Below are 18,908 nucleotides of genomic sequence, written 5' to 3' on the forward strand. Positions count from 1 at the left end.
CGATCAAGGGCGAAGCCCTTGCCGCCACCCGCGATGGCAGGTCCGGCCTAATCGCGGGACAAGCCCGCTCCTACAGGGGCGGCGCTGGCTTCGGGCTCAGAAGGTGTAGTCCACGGTGGCGAAATACGACCGGGGCGCGCCCAGCAGCCATTGGTCGCTGGTGTAGAGGTAGGAGGCCGCATACTCGCGGTCGAACAGGTTGTTCACCTGCAGCCCCAGGCGCACAGCCGGCAAGACCTGCCAGCCGATAGTGCCATCGACCACCGTATACCCCGGAACACTGCCCTGGTTGGCCGCGCTGTCGTAGCGCTGGTCCACGTAACGCAACCCAAAGCCGGCTTCGACATCCTGGCCCAGACCCTTGCTCACCCATAGGTTGGCCGTGCGTCGTGGCACGTTGGCCGGGCGGTTGCCGGCGCGGTCCATGATGCCGGTTGCGGTGTGCTCGAGATAGTCGTCGAACCTTGCGCGTACCACCGAGGCGTTGGCCGAGACCTGCCATTGGTTGGCCCATGCCAGCTCCACGGACGCTTCCAGGCCGTCGGAGGTCTGTTGGCCGGCCTGCTGCAGGCCATGGTTCACCGGGTCGGCGACCAGCAGTTTGTGCTTGACGATGTGGTAGGCAGCCAAGGTCCATTCGCCCCGGCCATCCCAGAAGCGCTGCTTGAGGCCCAGTTCGGTCTGCCTGGCTTTGGTCAGGTCGTAGCGCTGCTCCGGGCGCAGCGTCAGCAGGTCGCCGATGCCGTCTTCGCTGGTGGAGTGCTGGCCATACAGGGACAGATCCGGCGTGACCGCGAACACCAGGCCGGCGCGCCAGTTGCCACCGCGCAGGCTGCGGTCGCTGCGGGTGCCGTTCGCCAGGTCATTGCGATCGACATGGTTCTGGTCGCGGCGCACACCGGTCACCAGCGCCAACCGTTCGCTCAACGCGGTGCGGTTTTCCAGGAACGTGGCGAAGGTATGGGTGCTGGACAAGGTCTGGGGACGTGTCGGCGAATGGCTGTGGAACCGGCCTGGCGCGGGGTTCCAGGGATCCAGGGCATCCACGTTGCCGTCGACGTAGGGCGCGTTGCTGTCGACGTTGAAGCGGATCTTGTTGTATTCGGCGCCGATCACGGTCTTGCTGGCGAGCCCGAACAGGGTGTGGTCGAAGGTGAAGCTCTGACGGTCGCCGAACTGCTCCTGGTTGTGCTTGATCTCCAGGAAACTACCACGTTCGAGCACGCCTTCGGCTGGGTTCCAGGTGTACGATTCGGCATTGCGCCAGTGTCGCCGGCTCTTGATGTAGTACAGCTGGTTGCTGGCCGACAGGTTTTCGCTCAGGTGCCAGTCGCTGTTCAGGCGGGTCCACTCGTCATGGTAGCGCTGCACATCATTGTCGATGTTGTAGTTCTTCTTGCGCAGGCTGCTGCGGTAATGTCCATCGATCAGTGGGGTACCGTAGTAGTTGGCCGGTTCCGCGTCGCCGCGTTCGTGGGCGAGAGTGAAACTCAGGTCGTCGCTGGCGTCCAGGCGCAGGGCGGCGCTCAGGGCCAGGCTGCGCGAGTCGGTGCGCTCGACCCAGCCGTTGCCGGCCTGCCGGTTCAGGGTCACCCGATAGCTCAGCCGCTCTCCAAGGCTGCCCCCGCTGTCCAGGCCCAGCTGTTGCCGGTCCCAGGCGCCGTAGCCCAGGCGCAGGTGGTTGTGCACCGGCCCGGCGAACGGCTTCTTCGGGATCGCATTGACCACCGCGCCGGTGGCACCTTCGCCGTAGAGCACCGAGGCCGGCCCACGGATCACCTCGACCCGTTCGATCATCCATGGGTCGACCGGGAAGGTCAGGGTGCCTGCGCCACTGTACAGGCGTGAGCCATCGAACAGCGTCATCACCGAGCTTTGGCCTTCGAAACCCCGAGCCGAAAGGCCGGTGTTGCCGTCGCCTGGGCTGCCGGTGAAGGTGATGCCGGGCGAGCGGGTCACGGCGTCCTGGAGCGTGGCGTTGTTACGCCTCTGGATCTGCTCGGCGCTGATGGTGCTGGTGCTGGCCGGCGTTTCCAGCGCGCTCAGGCCCAGGCGCGAGCCGGCCTGGGTCGGGGTGCCCAGGTCGATGGCCTGCGGGTCGAGGGCCTCGGTGATCGCTGTAGAGGGTAGTGTCAGGGCCTGGCCGTCGGGCTCATCGGGCCAGGCCGGCAGGGCGACGGCCAGGCAGGCCGCCAGGGTGTGAAGCTTGTAGGTACGGGACATGTCGTTCCACAGTTGCAGGAAGGAATGGATCCCGGTGGAAACAACGCATGGAGACCTATCGCGCACGCAGGGGCGCACGCGAAACCGGCCTGCGCCCGCCCACCGCGGGGTTGCCAACGAAGCTTCAGGCCGGTCTCCGGGCTTGCGAGGGTCATGAACGCCTTCACCTTCCCATGCACAGGCACAGTGGTTTGTCGAAGGGTTCGCTCGCTTACCGTTGCGGGGGCAGCGCCGGACTTGTCCTGCAAAGGACGCACCGGCTTCCCGTTTCACCCTGCGCGCGGCGGCGCAGGACACCTGAAACTGGCGCGCATCTGACCATCGATTGGCGAGGGAGTCAAATGCGCAGGGGAGGGGTCAGCGACCGCGACGGCGCGAGACGCGGGCTTCGATGTTCTTGCGCCCGATCAGCAGCGGCGGCTTTTCCACCACCGGTTCATCGGCCAGCCATTTGTACATCACCAGGCAGTCCACCAGCCCCAGCTGGGCATGGCGGTAGGCCTTGGGCAGCCGGCCGACAGTCTCGAAACCCAGCTTGTGCCACAGCGCCACGGCCACTTCGTTGCTGGCCACCACCGAGTTGAACTGCAGGGCCAGGAAGCCTTCCTGGCGTGCCAGCTTCTGCGAGTGTTCGCACATCAGCCGCGCCACGCCACGACCGCGGGCTGCCTCGGCGACCATGTAGCCACAGTTGCCGACATGGCTGCCGGGGCCTGCTGCGTTGGCCTTGAGGTAGTACGAGCCCAGCAGTTGGCCGTCGGCTTCGGCCACCAGGGTGCGCAGCGGTAGCGAAAGCCACAGGTGGCGAGCTTGCTCGAAGCTGAGGTCGGGGTCGAAGGCGTAGGTCTGGCGGGCCTGGACGATGGCCTGGAAGGTCGGCCAGAAGTGCTCGAAGTCTTCTGGCGTCATGGGGCGGATGTGAATCATTGCAGCTCCGTGGAGTCGGTTGGCCCGGCGCCGCCGCGCAGGGCGGCGCCGGTACGGTCAATCGTTGGCCTTGCCCACAGCGTCCATGACCCGGGCCGAATACACCAGGGCAGCGCCCGCATTCATCGCCACGGCCACGCCAAGGGCTTCGGCGATTTCCTCGCGGGTGGCGCCGTGCTTGACGGCCTGCTGGGAGTGGACGGCGATGCACCCATCGCAGCGGGTGGTGACGGCCACCGCCAGGGAGATCAGCTCGCGGGTCTTGGCATCGAGGTGGTTGGTCTTGGCCCCCGCACCGCTGGCGGTCATGTAGCCGGCCACGGTGTCGGGGGACAGCTGCTTGAGATCGCCGATGCCGGCCATCAACTGCTTACGGTAGGCGTCCCAGTCCATCATGCTCATCGTCTTCACCTTGCAGGGTTGGCAACAGGAGCTTTCAGGCTAGTCGAAGATTCTACCCTTGCCCGCCTCTCATGAGCCGGGTCAGATGTAGATGAAGAACAGCACCAGCGCCGCGACCACAGCCCACTTCTCCAGGTAGTAGCGGGTACGGTTGCGTTTCTTCATCGCCTTGCCGCGTTCGCGGATCTTGTAGATGCGGGTGAACAGGCGGTTGATGCCGCCGGTTTTGTCATTGGCATCGTTGGGCGCGGCGGCGGCGGCCATGACGTTGCGGCTGAACCAGCGGTTGAAGGCGGTCGCCCAGCGGTACTTGAGTGGGCGCTCGACATCGCAGAACAGAATGATGCGGTTGTGCTCGGTGGTGTTGGCGGCGTAGTGGATGTAGGTCTCGTCGAACACCACCGCCTCACCGTCGCGCCAGGAATATTTCTGACCATCGACGTCGATGTAGCAGCCGTCGTCGTTCGGTGTGTCCAGGCCCAGGTGGTAGCGGTAGGAGCCGGCATAGGGGTCACGGTGACGTACCAGCTTGGCGCCCGGCGGCAGGGTGGCGAACATGGCCGCCTTGACCGTACCGATGCCCTGCAGCAGTTCGGTGGTGCGGGGGCACAGCTTCATGGCCGAAGGGTGGCTCTCGCCGTACCACTTCAGGTAGAAGCGCTTCCAGCCGGTCTTGAAGAACGAGTTGAAGCCGACGTCGTCGTAGTTGTCGGATTTCTTGATTTCACCCACGTGCAGCAACTGCTGGGCTTCTTCGCGGATTTCCTGCCAGTGATCCTTCAGCGGCTGCAACTCCGGGAACGCCTCCACCGGCAGGTAGGGCTTGGCCGGGTGCCGGGAGAACAGGTACAGGAAGGCATTGACCGGGGCGAGGAAGCTGGAGTGGTCACCCAGCTGGCGGGTCAGTTTATGGCGAACCCGACCGCGCAGGTGAACATAGGCGATCGAGAGGGCGAAGATCAGTACGAGTGCGATTTTCATGGACGGATGCTTGTCGAAATGGCCACGCGTCATGGCTTGAGCCCGCCAGCATAAACAATCATGGTGGCGCTTTGTAGGATTAATCTCAGATTGCCAGGCAGACATTGGTACGAGGCGGTACCCGCTATGAGGGGTGAGGCGCAGGTGTGCCTGTGCGATGATGCAGCCATGCCTAAGCAACAGGACCCTTGCCAATGCCAGTGGATGAACGGGAAAAAGGGCAACCTTTCAAGCGGTTGTTCTTCGCCCTGCCGGTGACCGATGCCCAACGCCGGGCCATGGCGCAGTGGCGCCGAGGGCTGGGCTTGCGCAGCGGCAAGCCGGTGCCGGCGGAAAACTTTCACCTGACCTTGCTGTTCCTGGGGGACGTGGACGCGGCCTTGGTGCCGGCGCTGTGCGCGGCCGTCGACAGCCTCAAGGGGCCGGACACGCCGCTGCGCCTGACCCTGGACCGCTTGCAGGTATGGCCACGGGCCAATGTGCTGGTGCTGGAGCCGCAGGATACGCCGCCGGCCTTGCGCCGATTGGTCTATGCCCTGGAGCAGGCCGTGCTGCCGCTGGGCATCGCCGGGCAGGGCCGGGAATACCGGCCGCACCTGACCTTGTCCCGGGACTATCGTGCCCAGGTACCGGAAGCGGCGGCAGCGCCGGAATTCTTCCTCACCGCCCGGCATTTCACCCTCTATGAGTCACGCAAGGGGCGCTACTGGCCGTTGGCCGAGTGGCCCCTGGCGAATTGACCGTCAGGCCGGCTGCGCCTCGGCGTTGACCAATAGCTGGGCGCCCAAGGCACGGGCAGCACCTGCCTCAAGACCGATGCCGCCTCTCAAGGGTTGTGGGGCCCAGACGCGATGCGTACCATGCCGGCATTCCTTCCAATAACAAAACCGTGCATCACCGGCCTTGAACCGAGCGGGTGATGGGCGGCCTATCGCCTTGTATTCGGAGATCAACAACCCTTCCATGAACGGACCTACCCCTAGTGTTCTGCCGCCAACCGCCGGTACCGGCAGCTGGCTGAGCGTTATTGCCCTGGCCCTGGCGGCCTTCATCTTCAATACCACCGAGTTCGTCCCGGTGGCGCTGCTCAGTGACATCGGCCGCAGCTTCGAGATGACCACCGCCCAGGTCGGGCTGATGCTGACCATCTATGCCTGGGTGGTGGCCCTGGCGTCGCTGCCGATGATGCTGCTGACCCGCAACATCGAACGCCGGCGCCTGCTGCTGTTCGTGTTCCTGGTGTTCATTGTCAGCCACCTGTTGTCCTGGCTGTCCCAGAGTTTCGCCATGCTGCTGGTCAGCCGCATCGGCATTGCCCTGTCCCATGCGGTGTTCTGGGCCATCACCGCCTCGCTGGCAGTGCGTGTGGCGCCACCAGGGCAACAGGCCAAGGCCCTGGGCCTGCTGGCCACCGGCACGACCCTGGCGATGGTCATGGGTATCCCCCTGGGCCGGGTGGTGGGCGAAGCCCTTGGCTGGCGTGTGACGTTCCTGAGCATTGCCGGGGTGGCGCTGGCGACCATGCTCTGCCTGATGAAATCGCTGCCGTTGTTGCCCAGCCAGAACTCCGGCTCCCTGCGCAGCCTGCCGATCCTGTTCAAGCGCCCGGCACTGGTGATCACCTACCTGCTGGTGACGCTGGTGATCACCGCGCAATTCACCGCCTACAGCTATATCGAGCCGTTTGCCTTGCACGTGGCGCAGATCGGTGGTGAGCGCACCACGCTGCTGCTGTTGCTGTTCGGTGGCGCGGGGGTCTTCGGCTCGCTGTTGTTCAGCCGCTACAGCGACCGCTTCCCCCATGGCTTCCTGGTGGCGGCGATCGCGGCCCTGGCGTCCTGCTTGCTGCTGCTGTTCCCGCTGTCGGGCAATTTCTATGTGTTCGCCGCCTTGAGCATGGTCTGGGGCGTGGCGATCCTGAGCTTCAGCCTGTCGCTGCAATCGAAGACCCTCAAGCTCGCCTCGGATGCCACCGATGTGGCGATGGCGCTGTTCTCGGGGATCTACAACATCGGCATCGGCGGCGGTGCGCTGCTGGGCAGCATCGTCAGCAGCCAGCTGGATGTGGCCTATATCGGCCTGGTGGGCGGTGCTGTCGCGGTGGTCGGGCTGGTGTTGGCCGCAGCCAGTACCGCGCGCTTTCGTGAAGCCCTGGGCAAACAGGGCTGAGCCTTGTCGGCGCCGGTCATGGCGCACCGGGTGGCTGCAGCGCGGCGAAGCGCTCACGCAGCCACAGGTGCAGCTGCGACACGGCAGGTGACAGCTGCTTGCGGTGGGGACACACCAGCGTCACCGGCGTCGGTTCGCCAAGGTGCTCGGGCAGCAACACTTCCAGCTCGCCCGCAGCCACATTGGCGCTGACATCCAGCCACGATTTGTAGACGATCCCTTCGCCTTCCAGGGCCCAGCGCCGCACCACATCGGCATCGTCGCTGAACAACGGGCCGCGCACCTGCACGCTGCGACTGCCCAGGCGCCACCGGTCGTACACCCGGCCCATCTGCAGGTACAGCAGGCACGCGTGCTGTTGCAGCTCATCGAGCGTGCGGGGCCGGCCATGGCGCGCCAGGTAGCCCGGCGAGGCCACCAGGACCCGGCGGTTCCAGGGCGCCAGGGGCAGGGCGATGTAGTTGGCGTCCTGGTTCAGGCCATAGCGGATAGCCACGTCCACCGGGTCGCGGGCGAAGTCGGCGATCTGGTCGGAGAGAAAGAAGCGCAGGCTCAGGTCAGGGTGTTCGCGGCGAAACGCACTGAGCCAGGGCAGCAGGATATTACGACCCAGGTCCGAGGGCGCCGACACCTGCAGCACCCCGCGCAGGGTGCTATGGGCACCGTGCAGGTTGTCGCGGCCCTGGCGCAGGGTATCGAGCACGCTGTGGGCCGTGGGCAGGTACAGCTCGCCTTCGGCGGTCAGGCGCAGGCTGCGGGTGGTGCGGGCGAACAGGCGCACGTCCAGCTCGCGCTCCAGGCGCTTGATCGCCGCCGCCACCTGCCCAGGCAGCACGCCCGCCTCCAGGGCTGCGGCGGTGAAACTGCCCAGTGCACTGCTGCGCACGAACAGTTCGAGGTCGGTGATGCGCAGCATTTTCACTCCAGGGATGAAAGTGTTGTTGCATTGTGCCGCTTTTTCTTTTTCCCAGGAAAGATAAGATGCCCGGCACATTCTGTTCCCTTGAGGAGTTTCCCTGATGGATACCGTTGCCCTGGCCAAGCGCCGCTACACCACCAAAGCCTACGATGCCAGCCGTCGCATTCCCCAGGCGACCATCGACGCGCTGCTCGAGCAGCTGCGCCACAGCCCCTCCTCGGTCAACTCCCAGCCTTGGCACTTCGTGGTGGCCGACAGCGCTGAAGGCAAGGCACGCATCGCCAAGGCCACCGAGGCCTTTGCCTACAACACGCCGAAAATCCTCAACGCATCCCATGTGATCGTCTTCGCTGCCCGTACCGACATGACCGAAGCCCACCTGGAGGCGGTACTGGCCCAGGAAGCCGCCGACGGGCGCTTCCCGACCGAGCAGGCTAAGGCCGGCCAGGATCAGACCCGTCGCGGCTACGTCAATCTGCACCGCTTCGACCAGAAGGACCTGCAGCACTGGATGGAGAAACAGACCTACCTGGCGTTCGGTACCGCGCTGCTCGGCGCTGCAGCCCATGGCCTGGACGCCACGCCCATCGAAGGCTTCGACAGCAAGGTACTGGACGCCGAGCTGGGCCTGCGTGAGCAGGGCTTCACCAGCGTGGTGGTGCTGAGCCTGGGCTACCGCAGCGAAGAAGACTTCAACGCTGGGCTGAGCAAGTCGCGGTTGCCAGCGTCGCAGGTGTTCACCTTCCTCTGAGGGGGCGGCACGCCATCGCATGAAAAACCGGGCAGGTGCCACGCACCTGGCCGGTCATTCCTCCCGCGCCTGGGACAATGGGCGCGCCACCTGCTCCAGCGACCTGCGCTCGGCCGCCGTCCCCCAGCGCGCCTGCACCAGCGCGGCGAAGATCATCAAGCCGGCACCGATCAAATAGCCATACAGCACGTTCGTGCGTTCTCCCGTCTCGATCAGGGCGCCGAACAATGCTGGCCCGGCCAGTCCGCCAAGGCCGGTGCCGAAGGCATAGAACACGGCGATGGCCAGGGCGCGGATTTCCAGTGGGAAGGTCTCGGCCACGGTCAGGTAGGCCGAGCTTGCCGCGGCGGAGGCGAAGAAGAAAATCACCATCCAGGCCAGCGTCTGCTGGGTGACGTCGAGCAGTTGCTGCTGGAACAGGTACCCGCTGATGCCCAGCAGCACGCCGGACACCAAGTACGTGGCGCTGACCATCAGGCGCCGCCCCCACACATCGAACAGCCTGCCCAACAACAGTGGCCCACAGAAGTTGCCCAGGGCGAAGGGCAGCACGTACCAGCCGATGCGCTCGGACGGTACCCCGTAGAAATCGGTGAGCACCAGGGCATAGGTGAAGAAGATGGCGTTGTAGAAGAACGCCTGGGCGCCGAGCAGGGTCAGGCCGACCAGTGCCCGCCGCCGGTGTGCGCCGAACAGGCAGCGCACGACCTCGCCCAAGGGCGTGTGGTCACGGGCATGCAGGCGCAGGGGCGGGCCTTCGATGGCGGGTAGCGCGATGCCACGCGCGCGGTACTGACGCTCGATGCCGGCGACGATACGTTCGGCCTGTTCCGGCTGGTTGTGGATCAACAGCCAGCGTGGGCTTTCAGGGATCCACAGGCGCATCAGCAGGATCGCCAAGCCCAGCACCGCACCGATGCCGAAACACAGGCGCCAGCCCAGCTCACCGCCTACCAGCGCTGGGTCGAGCAGCACCACCGACCCCACCGCGCCGAGGGCGGCGCCCAGCCAGAAGGTGCCGTTGATGGTCAGGTCCACCCAGCCGCGACAGCGGGCCGGGGTGAATTCCTGGATGGTCGAGTTGATCGCGGTGTACTCACCGCCGATACCGGCGCCGGTGAGAAAGCGAAACAGCAGGAAGCTCCACAGGTTCCAGGAAAACGCGGTCGCGGCCGTGGCGCCGATGTACAGGATCAGAGTGACGAAGAACAGCCTGCGCCGGCCCAGGCGGTCGGTCAGCCAGCCGAAGAGCAGGGCGCCGAGTACGGCACCGGCGATGTAGCTGGCGCCCGCCAGGCCGATCTCGGTGTTGCTCATCTGCAGCGCCGGGCTGTCCTTGAGCGCGCCGGACACCGAACCTGCCAGGGTCACCTCCAGGCCATCGAGCAGCCAGGTGATGCCCAGGGCCAGGACCAGCAGCGTGTGGAAGCGGGTCCAGGGCAGGCGGTCGAGGCGGGCGGGGATATCGGTGCGGTAGGCGCGACCGGTCGGGGATTCGGGCACCCAGGGGCTCCTGTCTGCTGGCGAATGTGCGCATGGCAGTTGAGCCGCTGGCGGGGGGAGAGTTCATGTTTTGAGCGTTCGGTGTCACGGTTCCGATGCCTGTGAGACCGAGCGCCGCGCGGGCGGCGCTCGATCTCACTGCCACCACCTACCCCGAGACCTACCCGACTCACCACAACGCCGCTGAAGCCGCCGTGACCACACGGCCAAATACCTCGATGGCCCTGTCGACATCCTCCTCGCGGGTAAAGCGCCCCAGGCTGATCCGCACGCACTTGCGCGCCCGTGCCTCGTCCAGCCCCAGGGCCAGCAGCACATGGGAGGCGGCATTGGCCGCCGAGTTGCAAGCCGAGGTCGAGGACACGGCCAATTCGCTCGCCAGCGCGGCGCTGTTGAAGCCCTTGGCGTCGATGCACAGGTTCAAGGTATGGGGGATGCGTTGTTCGGCGCTGCCATTAAGGTTGACATCCGGCAGGACCAGGAGCCCCTGGCGCAGGCGTTCGCTGAGCCGCTGGATACGCTGGTGTTCGCTGTCGCCAGGCGCGCCGGCCAAGGCGAAGGCACTGCCCATGCCGACGATCTGGTGGGTCGCCAGGGTGCCGGAGCGCAGGCCACGCTCATGGCCACCGCCATGCATTTGTGCGTGCAGCAGCGTACGGGCACGGGGGCCGACATACAGCGCGCCGATGCCTTTGGGGCCGTAGGCCTTGTGGGCGGAGAACGACATCAGGTCCACCGCTTGGCGGGCCAGGTCGATCGCCACCTTGCCCACGGCCTGGGCGGCGTCGACATGCAGCAACGCGCCATGGGCTCGCACCCGTTCGCCGATGGCGGCGAAGTCGGTGACCGTACCCAGTTCATTGTTGACCGCCATCAGCGACACCAGGCGGGTATCGGGGCGCAATGCCGCCTGCACGGCCTGTGGCTGAATCAGCCCATCGCTGTCCGGCGCAAGGCGCGTGACCGCCCAGCCCAGGCGTTCCAGCTCGGCTGCGGTATCGAGCACCGCCTTGTGCTCCAGCTGGCTGGTGATCAGGTGGCCCGGCTGCCCGGCACCCTGGGCGATACCCTTGAGCGCCAGGTTGTTGGATTCGGTGGCGCCGGACGTCCAGACCAGCTCGGCTGGGTCTGCGCCCACGCGTTCGGCGACCTGCCGACGGGCCTGCTCGACCAGCTCGCGGGCGGCCTGGCCGTAGGCGTGGCCGCTGGAGGCCGGGTTGCCGAAGTGTGCATCCTGCCCCAGGCAGGTGACCATGGCCTCGATGACACGGGCATCGACGGGGGTGGTGGCGGCGTAATCGAAGTAGAGTGGGGCGCTGGGCATGTTGGCGAGTCCGTGCATGTCGCCTGGAAGTGGCGATCGATGGAGCCATCGTAGCCAGCGCGCTGGAAACGCTTTTTGCCTTGTGAACGTCTCGCGTCGCCTATTCGAGAAAAATTTTCTAGGTTGTACGGGTTGTGTAGAACGTTTTTATAGGTGCCGGCGCGATAGCCTCGGCCGTAGGTCAGATCAAGCAGGTTCGGGGGCGGCTTCTTCCTCCGCCAGCACCCGTTCGCACAGCTCGGTGATCTGCTCGCGCATCCAGCGGTTGGCCGGGTCCTGGTCGGTGCTTTCGTGCCAGTACAGGTGGGTTTCCAAGGGCGGTACTTCCACCGGCAGCGGCAGATGACGCAATTGATGACGGCGGGCGAAGCGCTCCGGCACGGTCATCACCATGTCGGTTTGCTGCAACACCTGGGAGGCCATTAGATAGTGTTGCGAGCGCAGGGCGATCTTGCGTTGCACGCCCATCTTGCCCAGGGCCAGGTCGACATAGCCCAGGCCGTTGCGGCGGCTGGAGATGTGGATGTGGGTCATGGCCAGGTAGTTGTCCAGGGTCAGCTTGCCTTCGGCCAACGGATGGCCCGGGCGCAAGGCGCAGACGAAGCGGTCCTGCATGAGCTTGACGTGGCGCACCTGCGGGTCGGTGTTCAGCGGCGCGTCCACGGCGAAATCCAGGCGTCCGGCGGCCAGTTCCTTGGTGGTTTCGCGGCGCTTGCACAGGAAACTTTCGATCATCAGGGCCGGGGCGAGGCGGCGCAGACGCTGGAACAAGGGAGGCAGGATCACCGCCTCGGTGAGGTCGGTCATGCTGATGCGGAAGGTCTTGTTCGCTTGCTGGGGGTTGAACACGCGGCTTTCCTGCACCGAGGTGCGCAGCAGGGCCAGGGCATTGCGCACCGGGCCGATGATGTTCTGGGCCATGGGCGTGGGCACCATGCCTTGGGCAGTACGTACGAACAGCGGGTCGTTGAAGGTCTCGCGCAGGCGCGACAGGGCATTGGACACCGCCGGCTGGGTGATGCCGACGATCTGCCCGGCGCGGGTCAGGTTGGCTTCGGTGTAGATGGCATCGAAAACGATGAACAGGTTGAGGTCGACCTTGCTGAGGTTCATGGCGCCGCTCTTTGTTGGAGTTATGGGCCGATCATATATTGCTTATGAATGTTTATACACGCGGAAAATAGACTAGGTGGATGGCTGGCTGTTGCTCTAGGCTCAGGTCCATGTTCTCCAGCCTGTGAAGGTAGCCCCGATGGATTTCGCCTATTCGCCCAAGGTCCAGGCATTGCGCGAGCGCGTCACTGCGTTCATGGACGCCTATGTCTACCCCGCCGAGCCGGTGTTCGAGCGCCAGGTCGCCGAGGGCGACCGCTGGCAGCCCACCGCGATCATGGAACAGCTCAAGGCCAAGGCCCGCGCCGAGGGGCTGTGGAACCTGTTCCTGCCCGAGTCGGAATATGGCGCGGGGCTGTCCAACCTCGAATATGCGCCACTGGCCGAGATCATGGGCCGCTCGTTGCTGGGGCCCGAGCCGTTCAACTGCTCGGCACCGGACACAGGCAACATGGAAGTGCTGGTGCGCTACGGCAGCGAGGCGCAGAAGCGCCAGTGGCTGGAGCCGCTGCTGCGCGGCGAGATCCGCTCGGCGTTCGCCATGACCGAGCCGGACGTGGCCTCTTCGGATGCCACCAACATGGCGGCCACCGCCGTGCGTGATGGTGACGAGTGGGTCATCAACGGGCGCAAGTGGTGGACCTCCGGTGCCTGTGATCCGCGTTGCAAGGTGATGATCTTCATGGGCCTGTCCAACCCGGACGGGCCACGCCACCAGCAGCACTCCATGATCCTGGTGCCCACCGACGCCCCCGGGGTGAAGATCGTCCGCCCGCTGCCGGTGTTCGGCTACGACGATGCGCCCCACGGCCATGCCGAGGTGCTGTTCGAGCAGGTGCGGGTACCTTATGAGAACGTGATCCTCGGCGAAGGCCGTGGTTTCGAAATCGCCCAGGGGCGGCTTGGGCCTGGTCGCATCCACCACTGCATGCGTTCGATCGGCATGGCCGAACGTGCGCTGGAACTGATGTGTAAGCGTTCGGTGGCGCGCACCGCCTTCGGCCGGCCATTGGCACGCCTGGGCGGCAATGTCGACAAGATCGCCGACTCGCGCATGGAGATCGACATGGCGCGACTGCTCACCCTCAAGGCTGCCTACATGATGGACACCGTCGGCAACAAGGTGGCCCGCAGCGAGATCGCGCAGATCAAGGTGGTGGCGCCGAACGTGGCGTTGAAGGTGATCGACCGGGCGATCCAGCTGCATGGCGGGGCGGGGGTCAGCGGCGATTTCCCGTTGGCTTACATGTATGCCATGCAGCGCACCCTGCGCCTGGCCGACGGGCCGGACGAGGTGCACCGGGCGGCCGTGGGCAAGTACGAGATCGGCAAGTATGTGCCCAGGGAGATGCTCGTAGCGGACAGTGAGCGCCTTGCCGATTGGTGTGCCTCGTCTGCGACTGCTGCGCAGCCTATCGCGGGGACAGCGCGAGCCCAAGAACTGTGCGGTCTCTGTGGGAGCGGGCTTGTCCCGTGATTGGGCCGACCCAGCCACCGCGGTTGTATGGCAAGGGCTTCGCCCTTGATCGCGGGACAAGCCCGCTCCCACAGACCTTGTCAAATCAATGAGTTATGCGTTGTTCTATGAGAGCTGGCGACAGCCTGCGATGGGCTGCAAAGCAGCCCCAAGCCCTCAGACGGTGGAGCCCCTCCAGACTCAAGGGGCCGCTTTTGCTTTTGCTTTTTCCTACGCGATAGTCCAGGCGCCGCCAAACGCGACGTCAGGAGGCCGAGTGGAGGCATTACGGAGGTGGGTGCCGGGCATGGATGCCCGGCAAGCGGCGCAGGGCCATGGATGGCCCTTCGCCGCGCCCCGCCGGGAGTAATGCCGGAGCGAGGGAACCCCGAAGCGCAGCGCAGGGGCCGGATGCAGGAGCCAGCGGTTTTTGCCTACTTTTGCCCAAGACCCTCCATGTCAGGATAGTTGTCGCCCGTCTCAATAGATGGAGGGCGTAGGACTGTCTCATGAAACAACGACGTTATACCGCTGAGGAGAAAGCCTGGGCGTTGCAGCAAATGTCGGCACCTATCAACCGTACGGTCGTAGAGTTGGCTAAGCAAACAGGCATTACTGCTGTCACACTTCGGGTTTGGCGCAATGAGGCCAAGACCCAGGGAGCACAGATGGCAGGAACAGGTAAACGCAACGGGCGCTGGAGCAGCGCTGACAAGTTCAGAGCAGTGCTTCAGACAGCCGCGATGAGTGAAGCGGAGATCTCGGAATACTGCCGTAGTGCAGGTATCTTGCCGGCGGATCTGGTGCTGTGGCGTGTAGCTTGTGAGCAGGCTAATACTCCGCCCCAGCAAGAGCCCGTCAAAGATATCGCATCGGTCAAACGGATCGAGCAATTGGAGCGTGAGTTACGGCGTAAAGAAGCGGCTTTGGCAGAAACGGCAGCGTTGTTGGTACTGCGAAAAAAGGCCGATGCGATCTGGGGCAAGGACGAGGACGAATGACCAGTGCTGCAGATCGCACAGCAGCCCTTCAGTTGATTGACGCCGCAGTAAGAGCAGGCGCTCGTCAAAGTGCAGCCTGTGAGGAGTTGGGGCTCACTGAGCGAACTGTGCAACGGTGGCGCCATCAACCTGAGGATGGGCGGCCTGGAGCGGCCCGTCCTGAACCAGCCAACAAGCTCAGCGAGTGCGAACGCTTGGCCATTTTGGAAGCAGCCAATCGCCCTGATTGTGCCGACCTCACACCGCATGAAATCGTGCCGAAGTTAGCAGATGAAGGCCTCTACCTAGCCTCGGAATCGACCTTTTACCGAGTGCTCAAGTCAGCGGGCCAAGCACACAGACGTGGGCGGAGTCGAAGACCACAAGCCAGACCGCTCACGACCCATAGGGCGAGTGGGCCCAATCAGGTTTGGTGTTGGGACATCACTTGGTTACCGAGTACGGTCAAAGGCCGTTTTTTCTATTGGTATATGGTCAAAGATATCTACAGTCGCAAGCTGGTCATGAATGAAGTACACGAAGCAGAAAGTGCTGAGCATGCCAGTATCCTGCTGGAGCGTGCCTGCTTACGTGAAGGGATTCGCCCGGATACATTGGTGCTTCATTCAGACAATGGCAGCGCGATGAAAGGCGCGACGATGCTCGCCGCGCTGCGTAACCTTGGTGTTCTGCCATCCTTCAGTCGCCCACGGGTCAGTAATGACAACGCCTATGCCGAGGCGCTATTTCGCACGGCTAAATACTGCTCACGGTGGCCCAGCTTGCCTTTTGGGTCGCTCGATGAAGCTCGTATGTGGGTAATGCAGTTTGCTGCCTGGTACAACAATGAACACCGTCATAGCGCGCTCAAATACGTCACCCCTTCGCAGCGACATCAAGGTCAAGATGGCGCGTCACTTAGGCAGCGTGAACAGTTATACGAAGCAGCGCGGCGTCAGAATCCAGGACGATGGGTTCGAGAAGTCCGTAACTGGAAATTGCCTAACCATGTGTACCTGAATCGCGAGCGAGATCCAGAGCAAAAGCGAACCGGCTAAACCAGACACGACAACTACCTTGACGCGCACCGAAGAGCAAAAGTAGGTCGCCGTAAAGGCGAAAAGGTGAGTGAGCGCCTCCATGGCGAATGGAGTTTTCGCGATTCCCATGCGCTCGGTGTTTGTTGAATCGTTGGTGTTGATTTAAGCGAACAGTTCGTTTGCGATGGCGACGCACACTCACCTTTCCGCCCTTACGGCGGGTCACTTTTTGTCAAACGCGACAAAAAGTAACCAAAAAACGCTGGCGGTATGACTCACCCAGATGGGTTACAAATCAGTTCACGCACATAGGTAACAGTCTTTAACTGGCAAGGTCGGTTTTCGAGGATCTGACCATGCCGTGGCGAGAGCTAACACCTATGGACCTGAAAATGCTTTTCATCGCGGACTACCTGCAGGGGCCGCCTAGCTTCAGCGCCCTGTGTGAGGCCTACGAGATCAGTCGAAAGACCGGCTACAAATGGGTCGAGCGATACGAGAAAGAGGGCCCGGCAGGCTTGGAGGAGCGCAGCCGACGCCGGTTGACCCAGGACTGGGTTGTACCCGTTGCGGTCCGCGAGGCCATTGTGGAACTGCGCGGTCAGGGGGAGACGGTGCCTGGGCCCAAAAAAATCCAGGCAGCGTTGCAGGAGCGCTTTCCTGATCAGGCGCCACCCTCAAAGACCGCGATCTACAACATCCTCAAGAAAGCCGAACTGATCAAGCCGCGGCGTCTACGTCAGCGTGTGGCCATCTATCCCAAGCCACTGGAAAAAGCGGAGTTGCCCAATCAGCTGTTCAGTGCGGACTACAAGGGCCAGTTCCGCACAGGGGCAGGCGTCTGGTGCTATCCGTTGACGATCATGGATCACGCCAGTCGCTTCTTGCTTGCCTGCCACAGCATGGCAAACACGAACTTCCTGGAAACGCAGGCGGTATTTACTGATGTATTCCGTGAAAATGGGCTGCCTGAGCGTATCCGAACCGACAACGGCGTACCGTTCGCCAGCAAAGGACGCGCAGGTCTTTCCCAACTGTCGATCTGGTGGTTGCGTCTGGGCATTATTCCCGAGCGCATCGCACCTGGCAGACCTGAGCAGAATGGCCGGCATGAACGCATGCATCGGACTCTCAAGAGCACGCTCCCATCGCCACCAGCAATAGCATGGGAGGCTCAACAACGGCACTTTGATCGGTTTCGGCAGCATTACAATTACGAACGGTTGCACGAAGCCTTGGAACAAAGAACGCCGGCGTCCTGTTACCAACCTTCGCCGCGCCCATTCCCTGAAAAGCTGCCTGAGATGATTTATCCCAGCCATATCGAGAGCTTGCCAATTGACGGTTGCGGCATCGTCAGCCGCCGAGGCTTGAGGATCTACGTAGGTTACGTACTGAAGCACCAGACCATTGGGCTGGAGCAAGTTGGAGACGGACTCTGGGATGTTATTTTCGGTCCAATCGTCCTCGGTAGGATCGATGTGCGTGATGCCATTGATGGCTATGTGACGCTCAAGGTGTCACCTATGTGAGTGAACTTTTATGTAACCCATGTGGGTGACCCGTACATGGCTCCTGCATCCGGCCCCTGCGCTGCGCTCCGGGGTTCCCTCGCTCCAGCCTTGCTCCGGCGGGGCGCGGCGAAGGGCCATCCATGGCCCTGCGCCGCTTGCCAGGCATCCCTGCCTGGCACCCACCTGCACAAGGCTTCCACTCGGCCTCCTGACGTCGCGTTTGGCGGCGCCTGGGCTGGCGGCGTTTATTCAGTAGGAATGACGGTGATCTTTCGATCGTAATCGGGGGGGCAAGCCCCCTTCATAGAACAACGCATAACTCATTGATTTTACAGGGGCTGTGGGATCGCCGCACCGCCACTCCCACAGATCAGCGACACACACTCGTTGGGTTCAGGGCGCTCCGGTCTTCTCTTCCTGCGGCGCCTGGGTAGTGGCCTGCTTGGGCGGCCGCGCATCGCCATCCCGGGCCGTGGACGGGGAAGCGGCGCGGGTCTTGAACAGCGACAACAGTACCCCGCCTAGCAGCAACCCGAACGTCACGCCCAGCGACAGTAACGCCGGTACCTTGCCGACCATGCCGTGGTAGAAGATCTTGCAGCCGATGAAGATCAACACCAATGCCAGCGCGTACTTGAGGTAGACGAAACGGTGCATCAGCGCCGCAAGGGCGAAGTACAACGAACGCAGCCCGAGGATGGCGAAGATGTTCGAGGTGTAGACGATGAACGGGTCCTGGGTGATGGCGAAGATGGCCGGCACGCTGTCCACGGCGAACACCAGGTCCGCCAGCTCGATCAGCACCAAGGCCAGGAACAGCGGTGTGGCATGGCGCAGGGCGGTGCTGTGGCCGGGCGGGGTGAGCCGCACGAAGAAATGTGGGCCGTGGATCTGCTCGGTGACCCGCATGTGCCGGCGCACGAAGCGCAGCACCGGGTTATTGGCCAGGTCGGGGTGGCTGTCTTCCTTCGACAGGGCCATCTTCACCCCGGTGAACAGCAGGAAGGCGCCGAACAGATACAGCACCCAGGCGAAGTGCTGCACCAGCGCCGCGCCCACGCCGATCATGATCGCCCGCAGGAATACCACGCCGAGGATGCCCCAGAACAACACCCGATGTTGGTAGCGGCGGGGGATGGCGAAGAAGCCGAAGATCATCGCCATGACGAACACGTTGTCCATCGACAGCGACTGTTCCACCAGGAACCCGGTGTAGAACTCCAGCGCCGACTGGGCACCGAGCTCGTACCAGACCCACGCCCCGAACAGTACGCCCACGCTGAAATAGCCGGCATACAGCAGCAGGCTTTCGCGCATTTCGATTTCCCGGTCCTTGCGGTGCAGCACGCCAAGGTCCAGCACCAGCAAGGCGATGACGATGGCGACGAACACCAGCCACAACCAGGCGCTGGTACCGAGGAATGGGGTGGTGAGGAATGTGAGCAGAGCCGTCATGAGCCCCTCCTTGAATGTCGACGTTGCATGGCAACAGTGATCCGACATGGCGGCTCGGCAGCCGTCAGAGGGGCCCGGTATCACATGGGTGTGAGCCTAGACCGGTTTTCCGGCGCTGCCGAATGGCAGGCTGTTACATTTTTTTGCGCCG

At 63.7% G+C, this 18,908-nt stretch carries 14 protein-coding genes, 1 pseudogene and 1 riboswitch; of the genes and pseudogenes, 6 read left to right on the top strand and 9 right to left on the bottom strand.

Going from position 1 to position 18,908, the window contains the following annotated elements; genetic code table 11:
• Positions 1 to 96: 96 nt before the first annotated feature.
• The 4 genes from K8374_RS10740 to lpxO form a co-directional block, all read right to left on the bottom strand.
• On the bottom strand, positions 97 to 2,223 hold the full coding sequence (locus K8374_RS10740) for a TonB-dependent receptor (RefSeq protein WP_224459013.1): 2,127 nt from the start codon (positions 2,221 to 2,223) through the stop codon (positions 97 to 99).
• 109 nt (positions 2,224 to 2,332) lie between these two features.
• Positions 2,333 to 2,539: riboswitch (cobalamin riboswitch) on the bottom strand.
• Between the two features lie 41 nt (positions 2,540 to 2,580).
• On the bottom strand, positions 2,581 to 3,150 hold the full coding sequence (locus K8374_RS10745; protein ID WP_224459014.1) for a GNAT family N-acetyltransferase: 570 nt from the start codon (positions 3,148 to 3,150) through the stop codon (positions 2,581 to 2,583).
• A 57-nt stretch (positions 3,151 to 3,207) separates the two neighbouring features.
• Positions 3,208 to 3,552, bottom strand: coding sequence for a carboxymuconolactone decarboxylase family protein (locus K8374_RS10750; RefSeq protein WP_224459015.1), 345 nt, complete (start codon positions 3,550 to 3,552; stop codon positions 3,208 to 3,210).
• Positions 3,553 to 3,633: 81 nt separating this feature from the next.
• Positions 3,634 to 4,533 (bottom strand): lipid A hydroxylase LpxO, encoded by a 900-nt coding sequence (lpxO, locus tag K8374_RS10755; RefSeq protein WP_196146466.1) that lies wholly within the window; start codon positions 4,531 to 4,533, stop codon positions 3,634 to 3,636.
• 194 nt (positions 4,534 to 4,727) lie between these two features.
• Between lpxO and thpR the strand changes: the two genes are divergently transcribed.
• Both thpR and K8374_RS10765 read left to right on the top strand, forming a co-directional pair.
• Positions 4,728 to 5,273, top strand: a complete 546-nt coding sequence (gene thpR / locus K8374_RS10760) for an RNA 2',3'-cyclic phosphodiesterase (protein WP_224459016.1) — start codon at positions 4,728 to 4,730, stop codon at positions 5,271 to 5,273.
• 223 nt (positions 5,274 to 5,496) lie between these two features.
• The gene (locus K8374_RS10765) at positions 5,497 to 6,702 is read left to right on the top strand and encodes a sugar transporter (RefSeq protein ID WP_224459017.1); all 1,206 of its coding nucleotides are present in this window, start codon (positions 5,497 to 5,499) and stop codon (positions 6,700 to 6,702) included.
• A gap of 16 nt (positions 6,703 to 6,718) precedes the next feature.
• Here K8374_RS10765 and K8374_RS10770 read toward each other — a convergent pair whose 3' ends face one another.
• On the bottom strand, positions 6,719 to 7,618 hold the full coding sequence (locus K8374_RS10770) for a LysR family transcriptional regulator (RefSeq protein ID WP_224459018.1): 900 nt from the start codon (positions 7,616 to 7,618) through the stop codon (positions 6,719 to 6,721).
• A 103-nt stretch (positions 7,619 to 7,721) separates the two neighbouring features.
• Between K8374_RS10770 and nfsB the strand changes: the two genes are divergently transcribed.
• The gene (gene nfsB, locus K8374_RS10775) at positions 7,722 to 8,372 is read left to right on the top strand and encodes an oxygen-insensitive NAD(P)H nitroreductase (protein ID WP_224459019.1); all 651 of its coding nucleotides are present in this window, start codon (positions 7,722 to 7,724) and stop codon (positions 8,370 to 8,372) included.
• Between the two features lie 54 nt (positions 8,373 to 8,426).
• Here nfsB and K8374_RS10780 read toward each other — a convergent pair whose 3' ends face one another.
• The 3 genes from K8374_RS10780 to K8374_RS10790 all read right to left on the bottom strand — a co-directional run bounded on the left by K8374_RS10780 (position 8,427) and on the right by K8374_RS10790 (position 12,312).
• Complete coding sequence (locus K8374_RS10780) at positions 8,427 to 9,875, bottom strand: MFS transporter (protein ID WP_224459020.1); 1,449 nt, start codon at positions 9,873 to 9,875, stop codon at positions 8,427 to 8,429.
• A gap of 169 nt (positions 9,876 to 10,044) precedes the next feature.
• Positions 10,045 to 11,199, bottom strand: a complete 1,155-nt coding sequence (locus K8374_RS10785; RefSeq protein ID WP_224459021.1) for a cysteine desulfurase family protein — start codon at positions 11,197 to 11,199, stop codon at positions 10,045 to 10,047.
• 186 nt (positions 11,200 to 11,385) lie between these two features.
• The gene (locus K8374_RS10790) at positions 11,386 to 12,312 is read right to left on the bottom strand and encodes a LysR family transcriptional regulator (protein ID WP_224459022.1); all 927 of its coding nucleotides are present in this window, start codon (positions 12,310 to 12,312) and stop codon (positions 11,386 to 11,388) included.
• A gap of 139 nt (positions 12,313 to 12,451) precedes the next feature.
• On the opposite strand from K8374_RS10790, the pseudogene K8374_RS10795 reads away from it, so the two are divergent.
• From K8374_RS10795 to K8374_RS10805, 3 genes and pseudogenes are all read left to right on the top strand, one after another.
• Positions 12,452 to 13,666, top strand: a pseudogene (locus K8374_RS10795) (acyl-CoA dehydrogenase); the annotation flags it as partial.
• 662 nt (positions 13,667 to 14,328) lie between these two features.
• Positions 14,329 to 15,806 (top strand): IS3 family transposase gene (locus K8374_RS10800; RefSeq protein WP_411969636.1). Its coding sequence is split into 2 segments (ribosomal slippage): positions 14,329 to 14,734 and positions 14,734 to 15,806, totalling 1,479 coding nucleotides; the frame shifts between segments, so codons are not numbered across the junction.
• Positions 15,807 to 16,144: 338 nt separating this feature from the next.
• Positions 16,145 to 17,320 carry an integrase core domain-containing protein gene (locus K8374_RS10805; protein ID WP_224459024.1) on the top strand — a complete coding sequence of 392 codons (1,176 nt, stop codon included), beginning with the start codon at positions 16,145 to 16,147 and terminating at the stop codon, positions 17,318 to 17,320.
• A 375-nt stretch (positions 17,321 to 17,695) separates the two neighbouring features.
• Here K8374_RS10805 and K8374_RS10810 read toward each other — a convergent pair whose 3' ends face one another.
• Positions 17,696 to 18,757, bottom strand: a complete 1,062-nt coding sequence (locus K8374_RS10810; protein ID WP_224459025.1) for a TerC family protein — start codon at positions 18,755 to 18,757, stop codon at positions 17,696 to 17,698.
• Between the last annotated feature and the right edge of the window lie 151 nt (positions 18,758 to 18,908).

It is taken from the genome of Pseudomonas sp. p1(2021b) (assembly GCF_020151015.1).
Taxonomy (GTDB): domain Bacteria; phylum Pseudomonadota; class Gammaproteobacteria; order Pseudomonadales; family Pseudomonadaceae; genus Aquipseudomonas; species Aquipseudomonas putida_K.